Raw genomic sequence first — 18,090 nt, forward strand, 5'->3', positions numbered from 1 at the left:
CGTTTTCAAGCATACCTGTATAATGACGCGCTCAGGCTAAATCGGTAGTACTGCAACATGGCAAAAAAGCTCTATATCGAATCCCAAGGCTGCCAAATGAACGAGTATGACTCGTCACGCATGGCAGACTTATTGGCGAGCTCCCACGGCCTAACCCGCACCACCATACCGGAAGAAGCCGATGTGCTTCTGCTGAACACCTGCTCCATTCGTGAAAAAGCCCAAGAGAAAGTGTTCTCCGAACTCGGCCGCTGGCAGCGCATGAAAAACGCACGCCCTGACCTCGTGATTGGCGTGGGTGGCTGCGTCGCCTCCCAAGAAGGTGAAGCTATTCTTGAGCGCGCCCCTTATGTAGACATGGTGTTCGGGCCGCAAACCCTGCATCGCCTGCCGGACATGCTGAATCAACACCTGTTGCAGCAGCGCTCGCAGGTTGATGTCAGCTTCCCCGAGAATGAAAAGTTCGACTTTTTGCCCGAGCCCCGCGTGGAGGGCCACAAGGCCTTTGTGTCCGTCATGGAAGGCTGCTCCAAGTACTGCTCGTTCTGCGTGGTGCCTTACACTCGTGGCGAAGAAATTTCGCGACCTTTTGATGATGTCATTACCGAAGTCGCACAGGTCGCGCGCCAAGGCGTTCGTGAAGTCACGCTGCTGGGTCAGAACGTGAACGGCTATCGCGGTGAGCACCATGAAGGCCACCTCTGCTCCTTCGCGGAACTTCTGCGGGCCGTTGCCGCCGTGCCCGGCATTGCTCGCGTGCGCTACACCACCTCGCACCCGCTGGAGTTTAGCGATGAGCTCATAGCCGCCCACGCCGAGGTTCCCGAGCTGGCCGCGCATGTTCACTTGCCCGTGCAAAGTGGCTCCAATCGCATCTTGGCGGCCATGAAGCGCAACCATGACATTAGCGTGTACCGCGACATCATCACCCGCTTAAAAGCCGCCAAGCCCGGCATTTTCATTAGCTCAGACTTCATCATTGGCTTTCCCGGTGAGACCGATCAGGACTTCCAAGACACCATGGATCTCATCGAGTTCGTGGAATTCGACCATTCCTACAGCTTTGTTTACTCGAAGCGCCCGGGCACGCCTGCAGCGGAAATGGCCGACGACACACCCGATTCGGTTAAGAAAACGCGACTGAATATTTTAAAGACACAAATTGCGCGTAATACCGGTCTGAAAACCGACGCCATGATGGGTACTGTGCAGCGAGTGCTAGTGGATCGCCACTCCAAGCGCTACCCCGGCCACCTTGTGGGCATTGCAGAAAACACCCGCTGGATTCATTTCCCCGGCGATGCCTCGCTGATTGGCCGTTTCGCCGATGTGCTCGTGGATGGCATTGAGTCAATCAACGCCCTGCGCGCCGGTGCGCCGCTGTGGGTGGAATCGGATGCCGAAGCACAGGTCGGCTTAGGCCTACCCAGCGGACGCATTCCACTCTGGCACGAGGCGCGCTGACATGCCATTCGCCCACACCGCCAACGCCCGTGTTCACTACACCGTCGAAGGCAACGGCCCGGCACTGATGCTGTTGCACGGCACCGGCGGCGACGGCTTTTCGCACTGGGGCCAGTTGCTCCGGCACCTCACCCCAACGCACACCGTGATCTGCCCCGACTATGCCGGCTCCGGCCAAACCACCGACCTGAACGAAGCCCTTCAGCTTGACGAACTGGTGGCGCAAGTCATTGCCGTGGCCGATGCCTGCGGACAAACCACCGTCGATTTAGTTGGTTATTCCTTGGGCGCAGTCATTGCCGCAGCACTCGCAGCGGGGCACCCCCAGCGGGTGCGCTCGTTGGTGCTGGTCGCCGGTTTTGCCGGTGGTACTGACAGCCGCAGCGAACTGCAATTTGGACTGTGGCGCGAACTCATCGCGAGCGATCACACCCTGATGGCGCGCTTTATCTTGCTCACCGGATGCAGCCCGCAGTGGCTTAGCAGCCAACCCACCGCCGTGCTGGAAAAGCGCGTTGCGGCCATCGTGAAATTCACGAACTGGAACGGCATGGCACGCCAGGCCGACCTCGACGCCCGCGTGGATATTCGGGCCGAGCTGGCGCAGATTCAGGCGCGTACGCGGGTCATTGTGGGCCGTGAAGATCAAATGGTGCCTAGGGCACTGTCACAGGTTTTGGCCGACGAAATTCCCGGCGCCACGCTTAGCGTGATCGATGCCGGGCATTTGATACCGATGGAGCAGCCGGTGGAATTGGCGAAAACTATTTTAGCTTTTTCCGCAGCTCCGTCACCTGCTCACCACTAATGCCCCAGTTATCAGTATTCACCTCGTCAATCACCACCACGGTCGTGGCGGGGTTTTTATTCAGCACGTCCTGAAGCAATTTTGTCACGCCGTGAATGAGCGCGGCCTTCTGCGCTGGGGTCACGCCTTCGTCCGTCACTTTAATGTTTACGTAGGGCATCACAAGAACTCCTTAGTGGCTCTCTGCGACGTCACGCAGCGCGTAGCCGGTTTGTGGGAAATGCACATGCAAGGTGCCCAAATCTGGGGTTTCGCGGGCGATGATCCAGCGCGTGGAGGTAACGCCAACCAAGCGGCCAACCGTGGCATCTCGGGCATAGTCGGATGGCGCGATGCTAACCCGCTTCCCGATCCTGGCGTCTTGCTGATGCTCCACCGCGATAGCGCGTGGCGTGGCATCACGAGCAATCTTCAGCGCCTGCTCGGCACTGACTTCTGTTCGCTGCCCCTGCCCGACGGCCTGCAACCTGTCCATCCACGCCATGACCAAGGGAAAGTCCTTGAGAGCAGACCACTCCGCCACATCGCGGGCAATCCACAGGCTGTGATAGGTCGAGAAGTCGGCATGAGTGGCTTGCTGCCCAAACAGGTAGGGCTGGCTCTGTAAGCGCTGCTCGGTGGCGGCTAAATGCGCCAGCACGCGAGACTTGGCCTGACGGGGGTTACGCGCCTTCACTTTCGCTTTCGAGCCGATGCGAATGCGATCCACAAAGAAGTCAATAAAGTCACGAATGGACATGCTCGCGAGCATCTTGCGCCCAGCAGTTAGCGTGGCCGACGCCGTGAGCAGATCCATAAACACATAGAGATCGGTGGCGTTAGCGTAGGCTTGCGTGGCTTCGTCCGCCGATTCCAGCGCCAGCTCCGGCTTGCCACTCAGCGCGGCAATTTCACTGGCGATAACTCGGGTATCACAGAAAATATCTGCGCCGATTTGCGCCACCGGAATTTTCCGATACCCGCCTGCCAGCGCCGCCAATACCGGGCGCGGTGGCAGCTCACGGGTGATGCAGGACTGCCAGGGCAAATTGGCTGTGCCAAGCATGGCGCGAATCTTTTCCGAGAAGGGAGATAACGCGTAGTGGTGCAGGATCATGGTTGTTTCTCTCAATTAGCCTCTTCGCCAGCCATCCAGCAAAATCCCTGTCGCCACGCCGGCATTCAGTGACTCGGCCTGACCAAAACGCGGAATGGTTAACCGCCGTGTGAGCAGCGCTTGCACCTCGGCGCTCAGGCCATGCGATTCATTGCCGATGACCAGCACCGCGCCCGCCGCTTTCGCCACGGGCTGGCGCAAGCGATGGGTATTCTCGCCGTTAAGCACTGCCCCTAACACGTCAGCGCCCTCGGCGCGCGCCTGCGCGAGAAACTCGGGCAGTTCGCGCACCAGCAGCGGCATCCGCAGGAACGAGCCCATGCTGGCAGCAATCACTTTCGGTGCCTGCCACTCGGCCGTGGTCGGCGAGCAAACCACCTGCGTCACGCCATACCAGTCGGCCAAACGCAGAATGGTGCCGAGGTTGCCGGGGTCGCGAATATCGTCGAGCACCAGCGTTAACTCGCCCGCGCGCAAAGCCTGCTGCGGCCAGGCGCGCTGGCCGGCAATGGCGAGTGCGCTGTCGTTGCTTTCAAAGGTGCTGAGGCTGGTGAGCAAGCTGGCACTCACTTCGTGCAAGCGCATGCCGCGACGTGCGGTGGCATCCCGCAGGTCTGGGGCTGCTTCGTGGCTGGCGTAAACGGCAAGCACAGGCCAGTCGGCGGCGAGTAGCTCGGCCACACTTTTGCCTCCCTCCACGAGGAAGGCATTGTGTTCGCGACGACCTTTTTTGCTATGTAAATCACGCACGCGCTTTTGTTCAGCGCGGGTGACTTCAGGGGCTTTTTGCTGGGCAGGTGAGTTCATGGCGCGATGCTACCTGTTTGCGCCATTCGCCGTCACGCCGCGCGTGCTTTTCTCTGCACGTCTACACCGCGCACAAACTCGCGGATATGCTCGAAGGCACTGCGGCCCTCGGGCAATATCGCGGCGAAAATCGGGAACACATGCGGCATGCGATGCCACTCTTCGTAGCGCACCGGCACGCCTGCCGCTTGCGCGCAGGCCGCCAGACGGCGCGAGTCATCACGCAGCACTTCGGTACTGCCCACAATAATGAACATGGGCGGCAGGCCGGTGAAGTCGCCATGCAGCGGCGAGACCAAGGCGTCGTAGGGGTCACGGTCGCGCAGCAAGAATTGCGACAAGGTTCGCAGCGTCGGCGCAGGAATCATGGGGTCGCGGCGTTCGTTATCACGAATGGAGGGCGACTCGCAGCTCAGGTCCGTCCACGGCGAAATACAGATGGCTGCGCTGGGCAGTGGCAGGCCGCGATCACGCAAGGTTTGCAGCAGCACAAGAGTGAGATGGCCGCCCGCCGAGTCGCCACCCACCACAATGTCTTCACCGGCATAACCCCGGCTGAGCAAGTACTCGTAGGCCTGCACGGCATCATCCCGCCACGCTTCAAAGGTGTGCTTGGGGGCTAGGCGATAATCAATGGCCAGCACCGGACGCTCCAATGCCCGTGAGGTGCGCCAGGTGATTTGACGGTGCATAGCGGCCGCACCAAAGAAGTAGCCACCGCCGTGCAAGTACAAAGCAACCTGTTTTGACTTTACCGCTTCGGGCGCGCACACCCACTCGCCTCGCACTTCTGGCGTCAGCATGGGGGTGATGCTGACGTTTTTGGGCAGGTGCGACAGCACCGCGCCGGTCATGCGGAAAATGCGCCGAATATTCATCATGGATTGCGGGGAGTAGGCCGCCATGGTTGCCAACGGGCGAATCGACAGCGATAAGGCCCAGCCCAACGTAGACGCCTGAGCGCTAATTAAATGACGAGGACGATCAATTTGATCCGGAGCAGCATTAGCAAGTGTCGGCATGGATGAGTCCTCTTGTTGTATTTTTGTGACCGTAAAGTCATTTCGCCGACAGTATCAGACCCAACATTCGTCTGTCACGGATCTGTTTATGCAGCCTGTTATGACGCTTCCCGCACTTTAAGTTATCCTGCATCCCTTTATGGCCTGAGCCCCACATCACTTTGAATACCCCGACGACCAGTCACCGCAAGTTGCCCTTAACGCCCGAAGACCCACGCCGTTTGGCGTTGCTTTGCGGCGAACTGAATGAGCACATCAAATTGATTGAGCAGCGCTTACAGGTGCAAATCAATCAGCGTGGGTATTCTTGTGTGGTGCACGGCGATGAGCCCGCGGCACGTCTGGCGGAAGAAGTGTTGTTGCGCCTCTACGACGAAACAGAAACCAGTAATTCTCTCGCCCCAGAGACTGTGCATTTGGTCTTGCAAATTGCGCTGAGCCAACTCGCTGATAACGCCTCGGCCACGCCCGCCTCCGGGCATCAGGCACGACGCACGGCAATCGTGGCAGAAGGCCTGGATGACGGCCCGGTGCTCATCACCAAAAAAGGCTCCATACGCCCGCGTGGTGTGAATCAACGACGCTATGTTGAGCAAATTCTGAGTCACGACATTAGCTTCGGGGTGGGGCCTGCTGGCACGGGCAAAACCTATTTAGCGGTTGCGTGTGCTGTGGATGCGCTGGAGCGCGACCAGGTTCGCCGCATTTTGTTGGTGCGCCCCGCGGTTGAAGCCGGCGAGAAACTGGGGTTTTTACCCGGCGATTTGTCCGAAAAGATCAATCCGTATCTGCGCCCGCTCTACGATGCGCTCTACGAAATGCTCGGCTTTGAACGCGTGGCCAAGCTCATTGATCGCGAAGTGATTGAAGTGGCTCCGCTGGCGTATATGCGGGGCCGCACGCTAAACCATGCCTTTATTATTTTGGATGAAAGCCAAAACACCACGCCGGAACAGATGAAAATGTTCTTAACGCGCCTGGGCTTTGGCTCCAAGGCCGTCATTACCGGCGACATCACCCAAGTGGATTTGCCGCGAGGGCAGCCGTCTGGCCTATCGCAAGCCTTGAAAGTGCTAGAGGGTGTGGATGGCATTCACGTCACGCATTTTGCCTCTCGCGATGTGGTTCGTCATCCGCTCGTCATGCGCATCGTGGATGCTTACGAAAAGTGGGACGCGAAGCAGCCCCCGCGACCGGAGCGATCATGAGCTTGAACCTGTGGCTGGATATTGATGAGACGCTGCTGAGCCGCTCCGAGCTCATCGCTAGCCTGCCAAAAGAAGCCGACTTTCAGCGCTGGGCAGACGCTACGCTGCGTGCCGCTGGCCGCTCCGAGCAGTCGGTGAGCATCGATATTCGAATGGTGAGCGAAGCCGAAAGCCAAGCGCTGAATCGTGATTACCGGGGTAAAGACAAGTCGACCAATGTGCTGTCTTTTCCTGCCGACCTACCCCCTGAGCTCATCGCCGAGCTGGAAGAAATTCCGTTGGGCGACCTTGCCATCTGTGCCGATGTGGTTGCTCGTGAAGCCGAAGAGCAGGGCAAGTCACTGCTGGCACACTGGGCGCATATGACCGTTCACGGGGTCTTGCATTTACTCGGCCACGACCATATTGAAGCAGCAGATGCTGCCTGTATGGAGCCATTAGAAATCGCCATTTTGGCCACGCTGGGTTGGGATAACCCCTACGATGACGAGCCCAGCGATACCCCCACTTTAGTCACACCAAGGGAACTACCGTAATGAACGAGGGCGACAGTCCGAAATCCTGGTTAAGCCGACTCACCGATGTGTGGAGCGACGAACCGGAAACGCGTGATGATTTGATTGCCGTGATCCGCGATGCAGCCAAGCGTGGCCTGATGGATGTTGAAGCACTGCATATCATTGAGTCCACGCTGCAGGTTTCGGAGCGGCAAGTCCGCGAGATCATGATCCCGCGCGGCCAGATGGTGGCTATTCGCAGTGATGATGAATTACGTGAGTTTCTACCCGGCCTGATCGAGTCTGCACACTCTCGTTTTCCGGTGCTGGCGGCCGACAACCCCGATGAAGTGCTGGGCATTCTCTTTGCGAAAGATTTGCTAAAACTCATCCTTGATGGGCGCGACCGTATTGCCCTAAAGGATTACCTGCGCCCCGCGTTCTATGTGCCGGAGTCGACGCACCTCGACAAACTCATCCGTGAGTTCCGCAGCAAGAAGAACCACATGGCGATTGTCGTTAACGAGTACGGCGGCATTGCTGGCCTGGTTACCCTCGAAGATGCGTTGGAGCAGATCGTGGGTGAAATTGACGACGAACACGATTACGAAGACGACGAAGACGTGCTGATTCGCGAAACCGGCCCGAAAGAATGGGTGGTGAAAGCCCTGACGCCGATAGCCGATTTTAACGAGCACTTTGGCAGCCGCTTCAACAACGACGACTTCGATACCATCGCGGGCATCGTGATCAATGGTTTTGAGCGCCTGCCGGAAAAAGATGAGCAAATCGTGTTGGAACGCTGGAAATTCACCATCCTCGCGGCGGATTCGCGCACGATACGTCTACTTAAAGTAGAACCCAGCTAACCAGCCCACGAGCCTCGCCCCATGTCCCGTTTGTCTCAACTCATGCACGCCGTGCGGCCAACGCCGGCGGCATTTTGGCTGGCACTGATCGCTGGTGCGCTCATGCCCTTGGCGCTCGCCCCCTTAACGTGGTGGCCAATTGCTCTGCTGGGTATTGGCCTGCTCGCCGACTTGCTGGAGGGCCAAAGCCCTCGCCGGGCCGCGAAAATCGCCTTCCTGTTTGGCTTCGGCCTGTGGTTGCATGGGGGTAGCTGGCTGGTCGTATCCATGCATGACTTTGGTAATACCTCATGGCCTTTGTCGCTAGCGCTGCTGACCTTTGTTGCTGCCCTCATGGCGCTGCTGTTTCTTCCAATTGGCTGGGTCTATGCCCGCTTTAAATTAGACAAACTGGCCTGGCTGACCTTACCGGCGCTCCTCGTGGTGGGTGAATGGCTGCGCAGCTGGGTACTCACGGGCTTCCCGTGGCTCATGACCGGCTATGGTTTTATCGACACCCCCATCGCGGGTTGGGCGCCCTTGTTCGGCGTGTATGGCGTGAGCTTGGCGGCCGGCATTACCGGTATTGCCCTTTTCAAGATCGTGCGGGAAGGCAAAAAAGCCTATTTACCCTTAGTAACGCTGGGCGTGCTCTGGATAGGGGGTGGCCTGCTCAATCCGATTTCGTGGACTCAGGTTGACCGTAGCCAGGCCATGTCGGTCAGTTTGGTTCAGGGCAATATTCCGCAAGAGTCCAAGTGGGCGCTGGAGTGGCGCGACAAGACCGTAAAAATCTATCGCGATTTGTCCGCCCCGGAGTGGGGTCGCGACATCGTGCTGTGGCCTGAAGCGGCCATTCCCATGTTTGCCCATGAAGCGCAGGATGTGCTTGCGGACATCGAAAATGATGCCCTTAAAAAAGGTTCAGCCTTCGTCACAGGCATCCCTTACGCCACTTGGAACAAGGAGCGCACGGGCGTGCTGTTTTACAACAGCATTGCTGCCATGGGCGATGGCCTGGGCCTTTACCACAAGCAGCAATTGGTCCCGATTGGCGAATACATTCCCTTTGAAGATTGGCTGCGCGGTGCAATTCCATTCTTTGACTTGCCCATGTCGAGCTTTACCTGGGGCCCCAGCAAGCAGGCGCCGTTACTCGTTAAGGCGCAGCCGATGGCTCCATTTATCTGCTACGAAATTGCCTACCCTGAGTTGGTTCAGCGCCTCTCTAAACCCGCGGCCTTCCTCACCACCATTAGCAATGACGGCTGGTTTGGTCGCTCCATTGGGCCAGATCAGCATTTTGAAATGGTGCGTATGCGCGCCAAGGAAACCGGTCGCTACATCCTTCGCGGCACGAACAATGGCATCACAGCCATTATCAACGACCAAGGCAAGGTGGTGAGTCAGGCCCCGCGCTTTGTTGCCGCCGTGCTTCGGGGCGAGGTCTATCCCGCCCTAGGCTTCACCTTCTGGCAACGTTTCGGTGTGCAGCCGATTTTGGCTATCTGCTTATTGTTACTTGGCCTAGGCCTGCTAAGCAGTCGCCGCCGCTAAGCCTGACTCGCTGACGACTCGACAGGCCAGTAAAGCCTGCTCGAGCGCCGGCCAATCCAGCTCGCTTAAGCTGATGATTTCCAACCGGTTATCCGCGCGATACTCTGAGCTTTTAATGCTCAGGTCCTGTCCGGTCGCATTAAAAAAAACCCAACCTTGATCGGTGTGGAAGACCCCCTTTACCCGCTCCGCCACTCGCCATGACAGCAGGGTGGTGAGTAAAGGGTTGTGCTGAAATTGCCAACTTGGGGGCAAAATCCAGCCACCCACGCTTTGACCTTGGCGCAGCTCGTGGTAGTGGAATGGCGGTGTTTGCGGTGGGAGCTCCGCTACCTGGGTTGAAGCAGCTGACCGCAAATGCAGCAGAGAGCGCCGCACGGTGACAGGCGTTTTCAGTGGTGCATCCAACCACGCCAAGGCTACCTGCCCCGGCTGTGCAAATTGCAGCGGCTTTTGGCGTTTCTCGGCCAGGGCAATGGCCTGCTCGCGAGCCTCATCACTGAGCACGTCGGCCTTCGTAAACACCAATACATCGGCCACATCGATCTGCGCGTTAAATACGTCATGGTCGGTATAGCGCGGCTCACTGAGCTGCCTCGCGTCAATGGCGCAGAGCGTCGCGGCGGGCTTCAAATAGGCCTGCCAGTGCGGCTCGCGCAACATCTGCAAGAGTTCACTGGGATGCCCCAGCCCCGTCGGTTCAATGAGTAAGCGCGTGATGCCAGGCTCGGCAATGACTTGGCCCAAGGCGATTTGCAGGGGAAGATTTTGCGTGCAGCAGATACAGCCACCGGGAACTTCTCTTAGCCACACACCAGACTTCGCCCAGGCCACCTGATCAATACCTATTTGACCAAACTCATTCACAATAATGGCCCAGCGCTCATCGGCGGGCTTAAGTGCCAGCAGAGCCGAAATCAAGGTGGTTTTACCGGCGCCTAAAAAGCCGGTGATGACTTGAGTAGCAATTGTCATATCAGCATTCTAAATTCTGCATGTGTAAACATCACGCCCTGTCCCCTTCCCTATTTTCGCCGGCTGTCGCTAGACTGGCATCATTCTAAAACGCTATTGCGAAGACGCCATGAATATTCTGCTCACCGGAGGCACCGGCTTTATCGGCAGCCTGTTGTTACCGACGCTGCTTAACCCCAGCGAATACGGCGCTAGCCATCGCGTTACCGTGCTGACGCGCCGCCCCGCAAAATTCGCGGTGAAGCACCAAGACGCCATTATTGCCGGCCACCTACGCGTCATTGGCACCCTCGCAGAGCTAACACCCGATGACCGTTACGACGCCGTCATTAACCTAGCGGGTGAAGGCATTGCCGACAAACCGTGGACCAGCCATCGCAAGCGCGATCTGTATGACAGCCGGGTCACGCTCACCGAGTCTCTAGTGACGTGGATCGCCAGCGCGAAATCCAAACCCGCCGTGCTCATTTCTGGCTCCGCCATTGGCTGGTACGGCAGCCAAGGCGATAAAGTGTTGGAAGAAGGTGCCTTACCTCATGTGGAATATGTCCACGAACTCTGCCAGAGCTGGGAGCGTGCTGCAGCCGCAGCCGAAGCCCACGGCGTGCGCGTTTGCCTTCTGCGAACCGGGGTTGTTGTGGGTGCCGGCGGTGGCTTTTTACGAAAGCTACTGCCGCTCTTTGGCTTAGGCATCGCGGGCCCCTTAGGCACCGGCCAGCAATACCTGTCGTGGGTATCGCTAGCCGATATCGTGCAGATTATTTTGCGCCTACTACACGATACCTCGCTCAACGGTGCGTTCAATGCCACGGGGCCTCGGCCCGTTACCAACGCCGAATTCACGCAAACACTAGCGAAATTGCTCCGACGCCCCGCGTTTATTCGACTGCCCGCCAGCGTGCTGAAACTGGCCATGGGCGAAATGTCTACGCTGCTGCTGGACGGCCAACGCGTTATCCCTAGCCGCCTGCTTCAGGCAGGCTATGAGTTTCGCCAAGCGAGTCTAGAAGAGGCTCTTCGCGCCGCACTCGGGCAGCGCAGAACGCCATAACCCTCGAGCTCAGCTCGGCTTTTTTAACAGCCATTGCGGGAAGGGGTCCGACAGCTCAGCCCAGGCTTCGGGCCCCATCTGCATTTCAGCATCGGTGAGTAGGCAGGCATCAAGTATATCTATGGCATTTTTCGTATCCAACGACTGGCCAATAAACACGATCTCTTGTCGGCAATCGCCTACCTCAGCATCCCACTCGGCCAAGATTGCTTCGCGCGAGGCCTCGTCTTCCGGCCAGTGCTCAGGCGCGACCGACGCCCACCAATGACCTGCCGCACCGTAATGCAAAATCCCGCCAGCCTGTGCAATCTCACCCGCTGCTTCATAACGGCTGGCGAGCCAGAATAAGCCCTTACTGCGTAACAAGCGTCCACCCCCCGGCCACGGGGTGTGAAGAAATTGCCAAAAACGCTCGGGGTGAAATGGGCGACGCGCTCGGTAGACAAACGACTCAATCCCATACGCTTCTGACTCCGGCACATGCTCGCCACGCAGCTCAGCTAACCAGCCTGCCGACTGGCTAGCTTGCTCAAAATCAAACAAGCCCGTGTTAAAGACTGAGTCGTTATCTACTCGGCCTTGCTCAATCGGGATGATGCGGGCGCTACGATTTAAGTGCCTGAGCACGGCCATCAAGGCCTTTAAGTCATCTGGAGACACCAAGTCTGATTTATTCACCAAGATGATATTGGCAAACTCGACTTGCTCCGTGAGCAGGTTGCTCACATTGCGAATGTCTTCTTCATCGGTGGTCGCGCCGACGTCGAGGAGCGTATTGGCCGCCAAGTATTCCTGTGGAAATGACAGGGCATCGACGACGGTCACTAAGGTGTCGAGTCGCGCTAAGTCCGACAGCGAAACACCGAGCTCATCCCGGAACGTAAATGTTTCAGCCACGGGCAAAGGCTCCGAAATACCGGACGATTCAATCAAGACATAATCAAAGCGCCCAGCCTTGGCCAACTCCGCCACCTCAATCAACAGGTCTTCGCGCAAGGTGCAGCAAATGCAGCCGTTAGACATTTCGACTAGACGCTCCTGCCCCTGATGCAATGCCCCCTGCTCTCGAATCAAGCGAGCATCAATATTGATTTCATTCATGTCGTTGACGATCACCGCCAAGCGCAGCGAGCGCTGCTGTTCAAGCAGATGCTTAAGCACGGTGGTTTTGCCCGCGCCTAAGAATCCAGACAACACGGTAACGGGCAGACGACTATCTGAAGGCTGCATGCACTTCCCCGGTAGATATTGTTACTTTATAACATATCACATCTGACCTGATTTTTCCGCGTTCATTGCACCAGTTGCGTCAACCCGCAACCCCTCATAGCGTCTGTTTATGCTCAACGTACCCACACGCGTGCTAAGGTTTCGCTATTAGACACTGAGGTTCACCATGCGGCTCGCAACTATCTGCCTCCTACTTACATCGAGCCTAAGCTGGGCCACTGCCCCCGCCCCCCTGTCGCCTCCCGCCGAAATGAACCTTGCTCAATTTATTGATCGTAGTCTCAGCGCCAATCCGGACACGCGCGCGGCCTGGCAACGCAGCCGCAGTCAAGTCGAGCGTGTCGGCATCGCTCGCTCGGCCTATTACCCCACCCTAGATGCCAGTGTCAGCATCGGCGAGTCGTTCGGCGATAGCGCACTGCCCGGCGCTGATCCGCAAACGCGTTTAGCCTTGAGTAGTCAGTGGCTACTCTGGGATTTTGGCGGCCGACGCGCCAACCTCGATAGCACCCAGAAAACCTTGGCGGCCTTACAAGCCAATCAAGATCGCCTGAGTCAAATGGTGGCCCTAAACGCCGTGCAAAGTTGGTTCAATCACCTCAGCGCAGGGGCACGCGTCACGGCTGCAGCCAGTTCACTACAAGCCGCCGAAGAAACCGCGAAAGCCGCACGCCAGCGTCAGCAAATCGGAGTTGCCACGCGGGAAGATGAACTCCAAGCGGAAACCGCCTTAGCACAAGCGCGACTGATACTGATTCAACGCGAAGGCGAACTTGCTGCCAGTGCGGGCCAGTTAGCGATAGTGGCGGGATACCCGGCAGACACGGTGATTCGCCTCGATTTTCGTGAGCAGGAATTAGACTTGTTAAGGCAACAAGCAAGCGCTCAGCCCCCCCAGCTTTCACAGCTGATGACGCTCGCGCAAACGCGTCGGCCAGACCTTATTGCGCAGCAGCGACGCTTGGAGGCGAGTCAGTCTGAGCTAGATCGCATTGCCGCTCAGGCTAGGCCCTCGCTCACACTCAGTGCCACCACCGCCAGCGACCGCAATGAACTCAGCCAACGCGACGATGGGCAGCTGGCACTCACCGCGACGCTCCCGCTATTTACTGGCTTTCAGCAACGCCATCAAAATGCCTTAGCCGCCTCGCAACGCACCGAGCAAGATATTGAATTAACGCGAATTCAGCAGCAGGTGAGCTTGGATGTTTGGTTAGCATGGCAGCAATTAAACACCGCACGAGCGCGTATCGATGCCACCGACAGTCTCCTCACGGCCGCCATGGAATCGAATCGTGCCGCCCTCGCCCGCTATCGCGCCGGACTCGGCAATTTACTTAATGTGCTGACAGCGCAAAGCAACCTGGCTGAAGCGCAACAACAGCACGCAACCGCTCGATTTGATTTTGCCAGTGCCCGCCTGTCGTTGGCGCAAGCCAGTGGCTTACTGGTACGCGACGCCACTTTGGAGATGCATCCATGATCGCTTTAACGCCGGCTCGCCGACGCTGGTTAGGCGCAAGCCTTGTCGTTTTCCTGATGCTCGCCATCGGGCTAAAAGCCTGTGGCGGGGGCGATGACGGCCTGCGTTATCGCAGTGAAGCCGTCGATCGCGGTGACATTTCACAGCGTGTCGCCGCGAACGGTCAACTCAGCCCGGTCACGCTGGTGTCGGTAGGCACACAGGTATCCGGCATCGTGCGTTCCTATAGCGCCGACTTTAATGATCGCGTGGAGGCCGGCCAGATACTGATGCAGCTCGATGATGACCTCTTGCAAGCACAGCTCACGCAATCGCGCGCCAACCTCACCAGTGCCCAAGCCTCCCTAGCCCTGGCACAAAGCAACTGGTCACGCATACAGCCCTTGGCTAAAGAAGGCTTTGCCTCCTCGCAGGAGTTAGATCAAAGCCGGCAAGCCCTGCGCGAAGCCGAGGCCCGTGTCGCGCAGACCCGTGCGCAAGTGCAACGCGATCACGTCAATCTCAGCTACTCAGTGATTCGTTCGCCGGTCTCTGGCGTGGTGGTACTGCGTGCAGTGGATGTTGGCCAAACCGTGGCCGCCAGCTTTCAGACGCCCGAGCTGTATAAAATCGCCAAAGACCTGCGTGAGATGGTGATTGATGCCTACTTTACCGAGTCCGACATTGGCGACATTCGCGTGGGTCAGGCCGCGCAATTTCGCGTTGATGCCTACCCCAATCGCAACTTTGATGGCGTGGTAAAACAAGTTCGGCTCAATCCGAAAACCGAACAAAACGTAGTGACCTATGCCGTTGTCATCGCAGTGGAAAATCCCGATCAAATCCTGTTGCCGGGCATGACGGCCTACGTCACCATCAACACTCAAAGCAAAAAAAATGTCTTGCGTGTGCCTACCGCCGCTCTGCGCTTCCGCCCCCCAGAAAATGCCACGCTAGTGCAGCAGGAAAATACTGAGCAAGCCAAGGCTGCCGACACCAAACCATCATCTAAAGCACGCGGCATGCGCCAGCAGGGCAAAGTTTGGATTAATACGCCGGATGGCTTGAAGCCCATCCGTGTTCGCCTAGGCATTACCGACCGTCAGTACACCGAAATTACCGGCGGCACGCTAACCGTTGGCGACAAGGTGGTGATTGAACAGGCGCTTAGCTCGGAAGAAATCGCCAAAAAGGGCATGAAGTTCCGGATGAATGATTGATGACCAGTGTCATCCGACTGCAAGGCTTGGTTAAAGACTATCCTAGTGGGCTGGGGCCGGTGCGTATTCTGCATGGCATTGACCTTCATATTGAGGCTGGCGAATTTGTGGCGGTGATGGGGCCCTCTGGCTCCGGCAAATCCACCCTCATGAATATTCTCGGCTGCCTCGACAGTGCCAGTGGCGGCGACTTTGCGCTGGCAGGTCAAACGGTTAACACGCTCGACACCAATGCCTTGGCCGTTCTACGTAACCGCTACATTGGCTTTGTTTTTCAGGGCTTCAATCTATTGCCGCGCAGCACGCTGCTGGACAACGTGTCGCTGCCGCTGATTTATGCCGGCATACCCCTCGCTGAACGCAAACAACGCGCCGCCGACATGCTCGCCAAAGTCGGTTTGGGCCAGCGCCTAAACGCCCTGCCCGGGCAAATTTCCGGGGGTCAGCAACAGCGTGTCGCCATCGCTCGCGCGCTGGTTAATCGGCCCGCCCTGATTCTGGCCGACGAGCCCACCGGCAACCTCGACACGCACACCAGCGACGAAATCATGCAGTTGTTTAAGCGTCTCAATCAGGATGAAGGCATCACCTTGGTGTTAGTCACCCATGAGCCGGATATTGCGGCTCATGCCTCGCGCTTGATTCGACTCGTGGATGGCCACAAGGCGTGGGATGGCGACACTACCACAGGCCTTATCGCGGCATCGCAGAGCAGCACTGCGCTAAACGGGGGTAACACGCCATGATGCTGGTCATGCTGCGCGAAGCCTTGCTCGCGCTCAAAGCCAATCGACTGCGCAGCTTCCTGACCATGCTCGGCATGATCATTGGCGTCGGCTCGGTCATTGCCATGCTTGCCATCGGTCAGGGCGTGCAGGCGCGCATCGAGCAATCGATCAAAAGCATGGGCTCCAATCTGTTCATCATTCTGCCCGGCGCCACCAGTTCAAACGGCGTGCGGACCGGTTTTGGCAGTGCGCCCAACCTCACGGTAGAAGATGCCACGGCACTGAAAAACACGCGTCATGTCATTGCCGTTGCGCCGGTTGTGCAGTCCAACGCGCAGGTGATTTACGGCACACAGAACTGGAACACCACCATCATCGGCAGTAATGCCGACTATTTCGGCCTGCGCGACTGGGTGGTGACCTCCGGCTATGCCTTTGATACGCCTGAGCTGCAATCGGCTGCGCAGGTGGCACTGATTGGCCAGCAAGTCGCCAGCAATTTGTTTGGCGACAACGACCCCATTGGCGAGACGCTGCGCATTCGTAACGTCCCGTTTCAGGTTATCGGCGTGCTTGGTAGCAAAGGCCAAAGCCTCGATGGCCGCGACCAGGATGACACCGTCGTCATCCCCATCACCACCGCGCAGCGCAAGCTCGCCGGCAGTCGCTTTCGCAGCTCCGTGCGCTTAATCATGGTGCAGGCGGAAAGCGAGGCGGTGATGCCGCAAGTCGAACAAGACCTGCGCGATCAATTGCGTCAGCGCCATCGTCTCAGTGCCGAGGCAGAGGATGACTTTACGCTGCAAAACCTCACTGCCATTGCCAAGACGGCGGCCGAAACCACCGCCATTTTGTCGCTGCTACTGGGGGCCATCGCCGGTATTTCCCTGCTGGTGGGCGGTATTGGCATCATGAACATCATGCTGGTGTCGGTCACCGAGCGCACCCGTGAAATCGGCATCCGCATGGCCATTGGCGCACGGCCAAATGCCATCCGCATGCAGTTTTTGTTGGAAGCGATTCTTATTTCACTGGTGGGTTGCTTTATCGGTGTTGGCGTCGGCATTGCGGGGGCTTATGTCGCAGCAATGGCCTTTGAACTACTGGTGATTGTCACCCTCAGCTCCATGCTGCTGGCCTTTGGCGTGGCGGCGGCGATTGGGGTTTTCTTCGGCTTCTATCCGGCCAATCGTGCCGCTAAATTGAAGCCGATTGATGCCTTGCGCTATCAGTAAATGCACTGTCGAAGTGCTCTTCTAGCGCAGCGAGTCGCGCGCCAAACCCAGCCACTCATGCAGGGCGCGACGACTATGAGCCAAAGACTCATGCTGCGGTGTCCAGCGCTCAACCACGCTATAAGCCTGAGCTTCTGTGGTGAATTGCGTGGGCGCTGGCAGCACACTAAAGCCCGCACGTTCAAAATTTTTAACCGCCCGTGGCAAATGACTGGCATGGCTCACTAAGACAACCTGGCGGATACCCAGCGGCAGTAAAATAGCGGCGGTGAGTTCGGCATTTTCGGCCGTTGTTTTCGATGCCTGCTCCAGCCAGCGCACCGGCACACCAAAGTCCTCGCGCAGGCTCTCCGCCATTAATTCGGCTTCCGGGCGCTGCGTGCTCAGCGGCATGCCACCCGTGACCAGAATCGGCAAGCCAGATTGGCGCTGTGCACGCGCGGCATAGCGTAATCGCGCCAATACTGAAGGGCTCGACACATCCAGACCCGCAAACTCCGGCGCACGGGGCGTCCGACCGCCGCCCAATACAACAATCGCGCCATATCCGGCTGCCTTTAACTGCGTCAGATCCGTGAGCGGCTGCACGCGAGCCTCCAAGGGGCGCGCTATCCAGCTACTGCCAACCGGTGTAGCCAGCAAATACATGGAAGCGATAGCGAGCACAGCCAGCGCCGTGGCGCTGTAACGTCGACCTTGCCACGCCAGAAGCAATGCCAACACCGCGAGCACACACTGAAGGCCCGGCGGCAAAAGCGGTAAATGGATAAATTGCGTCGATAGCACAGTGCTTCTCCTGTCACGCACGGGTCGTTAGGGCGGCGATGTTAGGGTATTCTATGGCGCATTGTGGCGAATGCCTTTTCCGCAGGACCGCCGTCG

18 protein-coding genes are annotated in these 18,090 nt (G+C 58.0%); 11 read left to right on the top strand and 7 right to left on the bottom strand.

The window, feature by feature from the left end; all coding sequences use genetic code 11:
• Window positions 1–57: 57 nt before the first annotated feature.
• Both miaB and AC14IB_RS06220 read left to right on the top strand, forming a co-directional pair.
• A complete protein-coding gene (miaB, locus tag AC14IB_RS06215) occupies window positions 58–1,464 on the top strand; it encodes a tRNA (N6-isopentenyl adenosine(37)-C2)-methylthiotransferase MiaB (protein WP_484231058.1) in 1,407 nt (468 codons plus the stop codon).
• 1 nt (window position 1,465) lies between these two features.
• Window positions 1,466–2,272, top strand: a complete 807-nt coding sequence (locus tag AC14IB_RS06220) for an alpha/beta fold hydrolase (RefSeq protein ID WP_484231059.1) — start codon at window positions 1,466–1,468, stop codon at window positions 2,270–2,272.
• On the opposite strand, the gene AC14IB_RS06225 is transcribed toward AC14IB_RS06220, so the two are convergent.
• The 4 genes from AC14IB_RS06225 to AC14IB_RS06240 are packed head-to-tail and all read right to left on the bottom strand — an operon-like array spanning window position 2,229 to window position 5,197.
• Window positions 2,229–2,432 (bottom strand): tautomerase family protein, encoded by a 204-nt coding sequence (locus tag AC14IB_RS06225; protein WP_484231060.1) that lies wholly within the window; start codon window positions 2,430–2,432, stop codon window positions 2,229–2,231. The two genes, AC14IB_RS06220 and AC14IB_RS06225, sit on opposite strands and share 44 nt — an antisense overlap.
• A gap of 12 nt (window positions 2,433–2,444) precedes the next feature.
• On the bottom strand, window positions 2,445–3,368 hold the full coding sequence (locus AC14IB_RS06230) for a glutathione S-transferase family protein (RefSeq protein ID WP_484231061.1): 924 nt from the start codon (window positions 3,366–3,368) through the stop codon (window positions 2,445–2,447).
• A gap of 15 nt (window positions 3,369–3,383) precedes the next feature.
• Entirely contained in the window at window positions 3,384–4,175 is a 792-nt protein-coding gene (locus tag AC14IB_RS06235; RefSeq protein ID WP_484231062.1) for a TrmH family RNA methyltransferase, read from the bottom strand.
• A gap of 32 nt (window positions 4,176–4,207) precedes the next feature.
• Window positions 4,208–5,197 carry an alpha/beta hydrolase gene (locus AC14IB_RS06240; protein WP_484231063.1) on the bottom strand — a complete coding sequence of 330 codons (990 nt, stop codon included), beginning with the start codon at window positions 5,195–5,197 and terminating at the stop codon, window positions 4,208–4,210.
• 161 nt (window positions 5,198–5,358) lie between these two features.
• On the opposite strand from AC14IB_RS06240, the gene AC14IB_RS06245 reads away from it, so the two are divergent.
• From AC14IB_RS06245 to lnt, 4 genes are read left to right on the top strand one after another with little or no spacing between them, the layout of a single operon-like run.
• Window positions 5,359–6,405: a PhoH family protein gene (locus AC14IB_RS06245; protein ID WP_484231064.1), complete on the top strand. Its 1,047-nt coding sequence runs from the start codon at window positions 5,359–5,361 to the stop codon at window positions 6,403–6,405.
• Window positions 6,402–6,941, top strand: coding sequence for an rRNA maturation RNase YbeY (gene ybeY / locus AC14IB_RS06250; RefSeq protein ID WP_484231065.1), 540 nt, complete (start codon window positions 6,402–6,404; stop codon window positions 6,939–6,941). The genes AC14IB_RS06245 and ybeY overlap by 4 nt, the downstream gene beginning before the upstream one ends.
• The gene (locus AC14IB_RS06255) at window positions 6,941–7,771 is read left to right on the top strand and encodes an HlyC/CorC family transporter (protein ID WP_484231066.1); all 831 of its coding nucleotides are present in this window, start codon (window positions 6,941–6,943) and stop codon (window positions 7,769–7,771) included. Before ybeY ends, AC14IB_RS06255 begins: the two co-directional genes overlap by 1 nt.
• 21 nt (window positions 7,772–7,792) lie before the next feature.
• A complete protein-coding gene (lnt, locus tag AC14IB_RS06260; RefSeq protein ID WP_484231067.1) occupies window positions 7,793–9,307 on the top strand; it encodes an apolipoprotein N-acyltransferase in 1,515 nt (504 codons plus the stop codon).
• On the opposite strand, the gene AC14IB_RS06265 is transcribed toward lnt, so the two are convergent.
• Entirely contained in the window at window positions 9,287–10,282 is a 996-nt protein-coding gene (locus AC14IB_RS06265; protein WP_484231068.1) for a CobW family GTP-binding protein, read from the bottom strand. The two genes, lnt and AC14IB_RS06265, sit on opposite strands and share 21 nt — an antisense overlap.
• Before the next feature lie 109 nt (window positions 10,283–10,391).
• On the opposite strand from AC14IB_RS06265, the gene AC14IB_RS06270 reads away from it, so the two are divergent.
• Window positions 10,392–11,333 carry a TIGR01777 family oxidoreductase gene (locus tag AC14IB_RS06270; protein ID WP_484231069.1) on the top strand — a complete coding sequence of 314 codons (942 nt, stop codon included), beginning with the start codon at window positions 10,392–10,394 and terminating at the stop codon, window positions 11,331–11,333.
• A 9-nt stretch (window positions 11,334–11,342) separates the two neighbouring features.
• Here the strand turns inward: AC14IB_RS06270 and zigA are convergent, their stop codons facing one another.
• On the bottom strand, window positions 11,343–12,563 hold the full coding sequence (gene zigA / locus AC14IB_RS06275) for a zinc metallochaperone GTPase ZigA (RefSeq protein WP_484231070.1): 1,221 nt from the start codon (window positions 12,561–12,563) through the stop codon (window positions 11,343–11,345).
• Window positions 12,564–12,813: 250 nt separating this feature from the next.
• Here zigA and AC14IB_RS06280 point away from each other — a divergent pair, with 250 nt between their 5' ends.
• From AC14IB_RS06280 to AC14IB_RS06295, 4 genes are read left to right on the top strand one after another with little or no spacing between them, the layout of a single operon-like run.
• Window positions 12,814–14,046, top strand: coding sequence for a TolC family protein (locus AC14IB_RS06280; RefSeq protein ID WP_484231071.1), 1,233 nt, complete (start codon window positions 12,814–12,816; stop codon window positions 14,044–14,046).
• Window positions 14,043–15,245, top strand: a complete 1,203-nt coding sequence (locus AC14IB_RS06285; RefSeq protein ID WP_484231072.1) for an efflux RND transporter periplasmic adaptor subunit — start codon at window positions 14,043–14,045, stop codon at window positions 15,243–15,245. Before AC14IB_RS06280 ends, AC14IB_RS06285 begins: the two co-directional genes overlap by 4 nt.
• Window positions 15,245–15,991 (top strand): ABC transporter ATP-binding protein, encoded by a 747-nt coding sequence (locus tag AC14IB_RS06290; RefSeq protein ID WP_484231073.1) that lies wholly within the window; start codon window positions 15,245–15,247, stop codon window positions 15,989–15,991. The genes AC14IB_RS06285 and AC14IB_RS06290 overlap by 1 nt, the downstream gene beginning before the upstream one ends.
• Window positions 15,988–17,208 carry an ABC transporter permease gene (locus AC14IB_RS06295; RefSeq protein WP_484231074.1) on the top strand — a complete coding sequence of 407 codons (1,221 nt, stop codon included), beginning with the start codon at window positions 15,988–15,990 and terminating at the stop codon, window positions 17,206–17,208. Before AC14IB_RS06290 ends, AC14IB_RS06295 begins: the two co-directional genes overlap by 4 nt.
• Before the next feature lie 21 nt (window positions 17,209–17,229).
• Here the strand turns inward: AC14IB_RS06295 and AC14IB_RS06300 are convergent, their stop codons facing one another.
• Window positions 17,230–17,994, bottom strand: coding sequence for a YdcF family protein (locus AC14IB_RS06300; RefSeq protein WP_484231075.1), 765 nt, complete (start codon window positions 17,992–17,994; stop codon window positions 17,230–17,232).
• Window positions 17,995–18,090 lie beyond the last annotated feature (96 nt).

The organism is Perlucidibaca sp., from assembly GCF_057084925.1.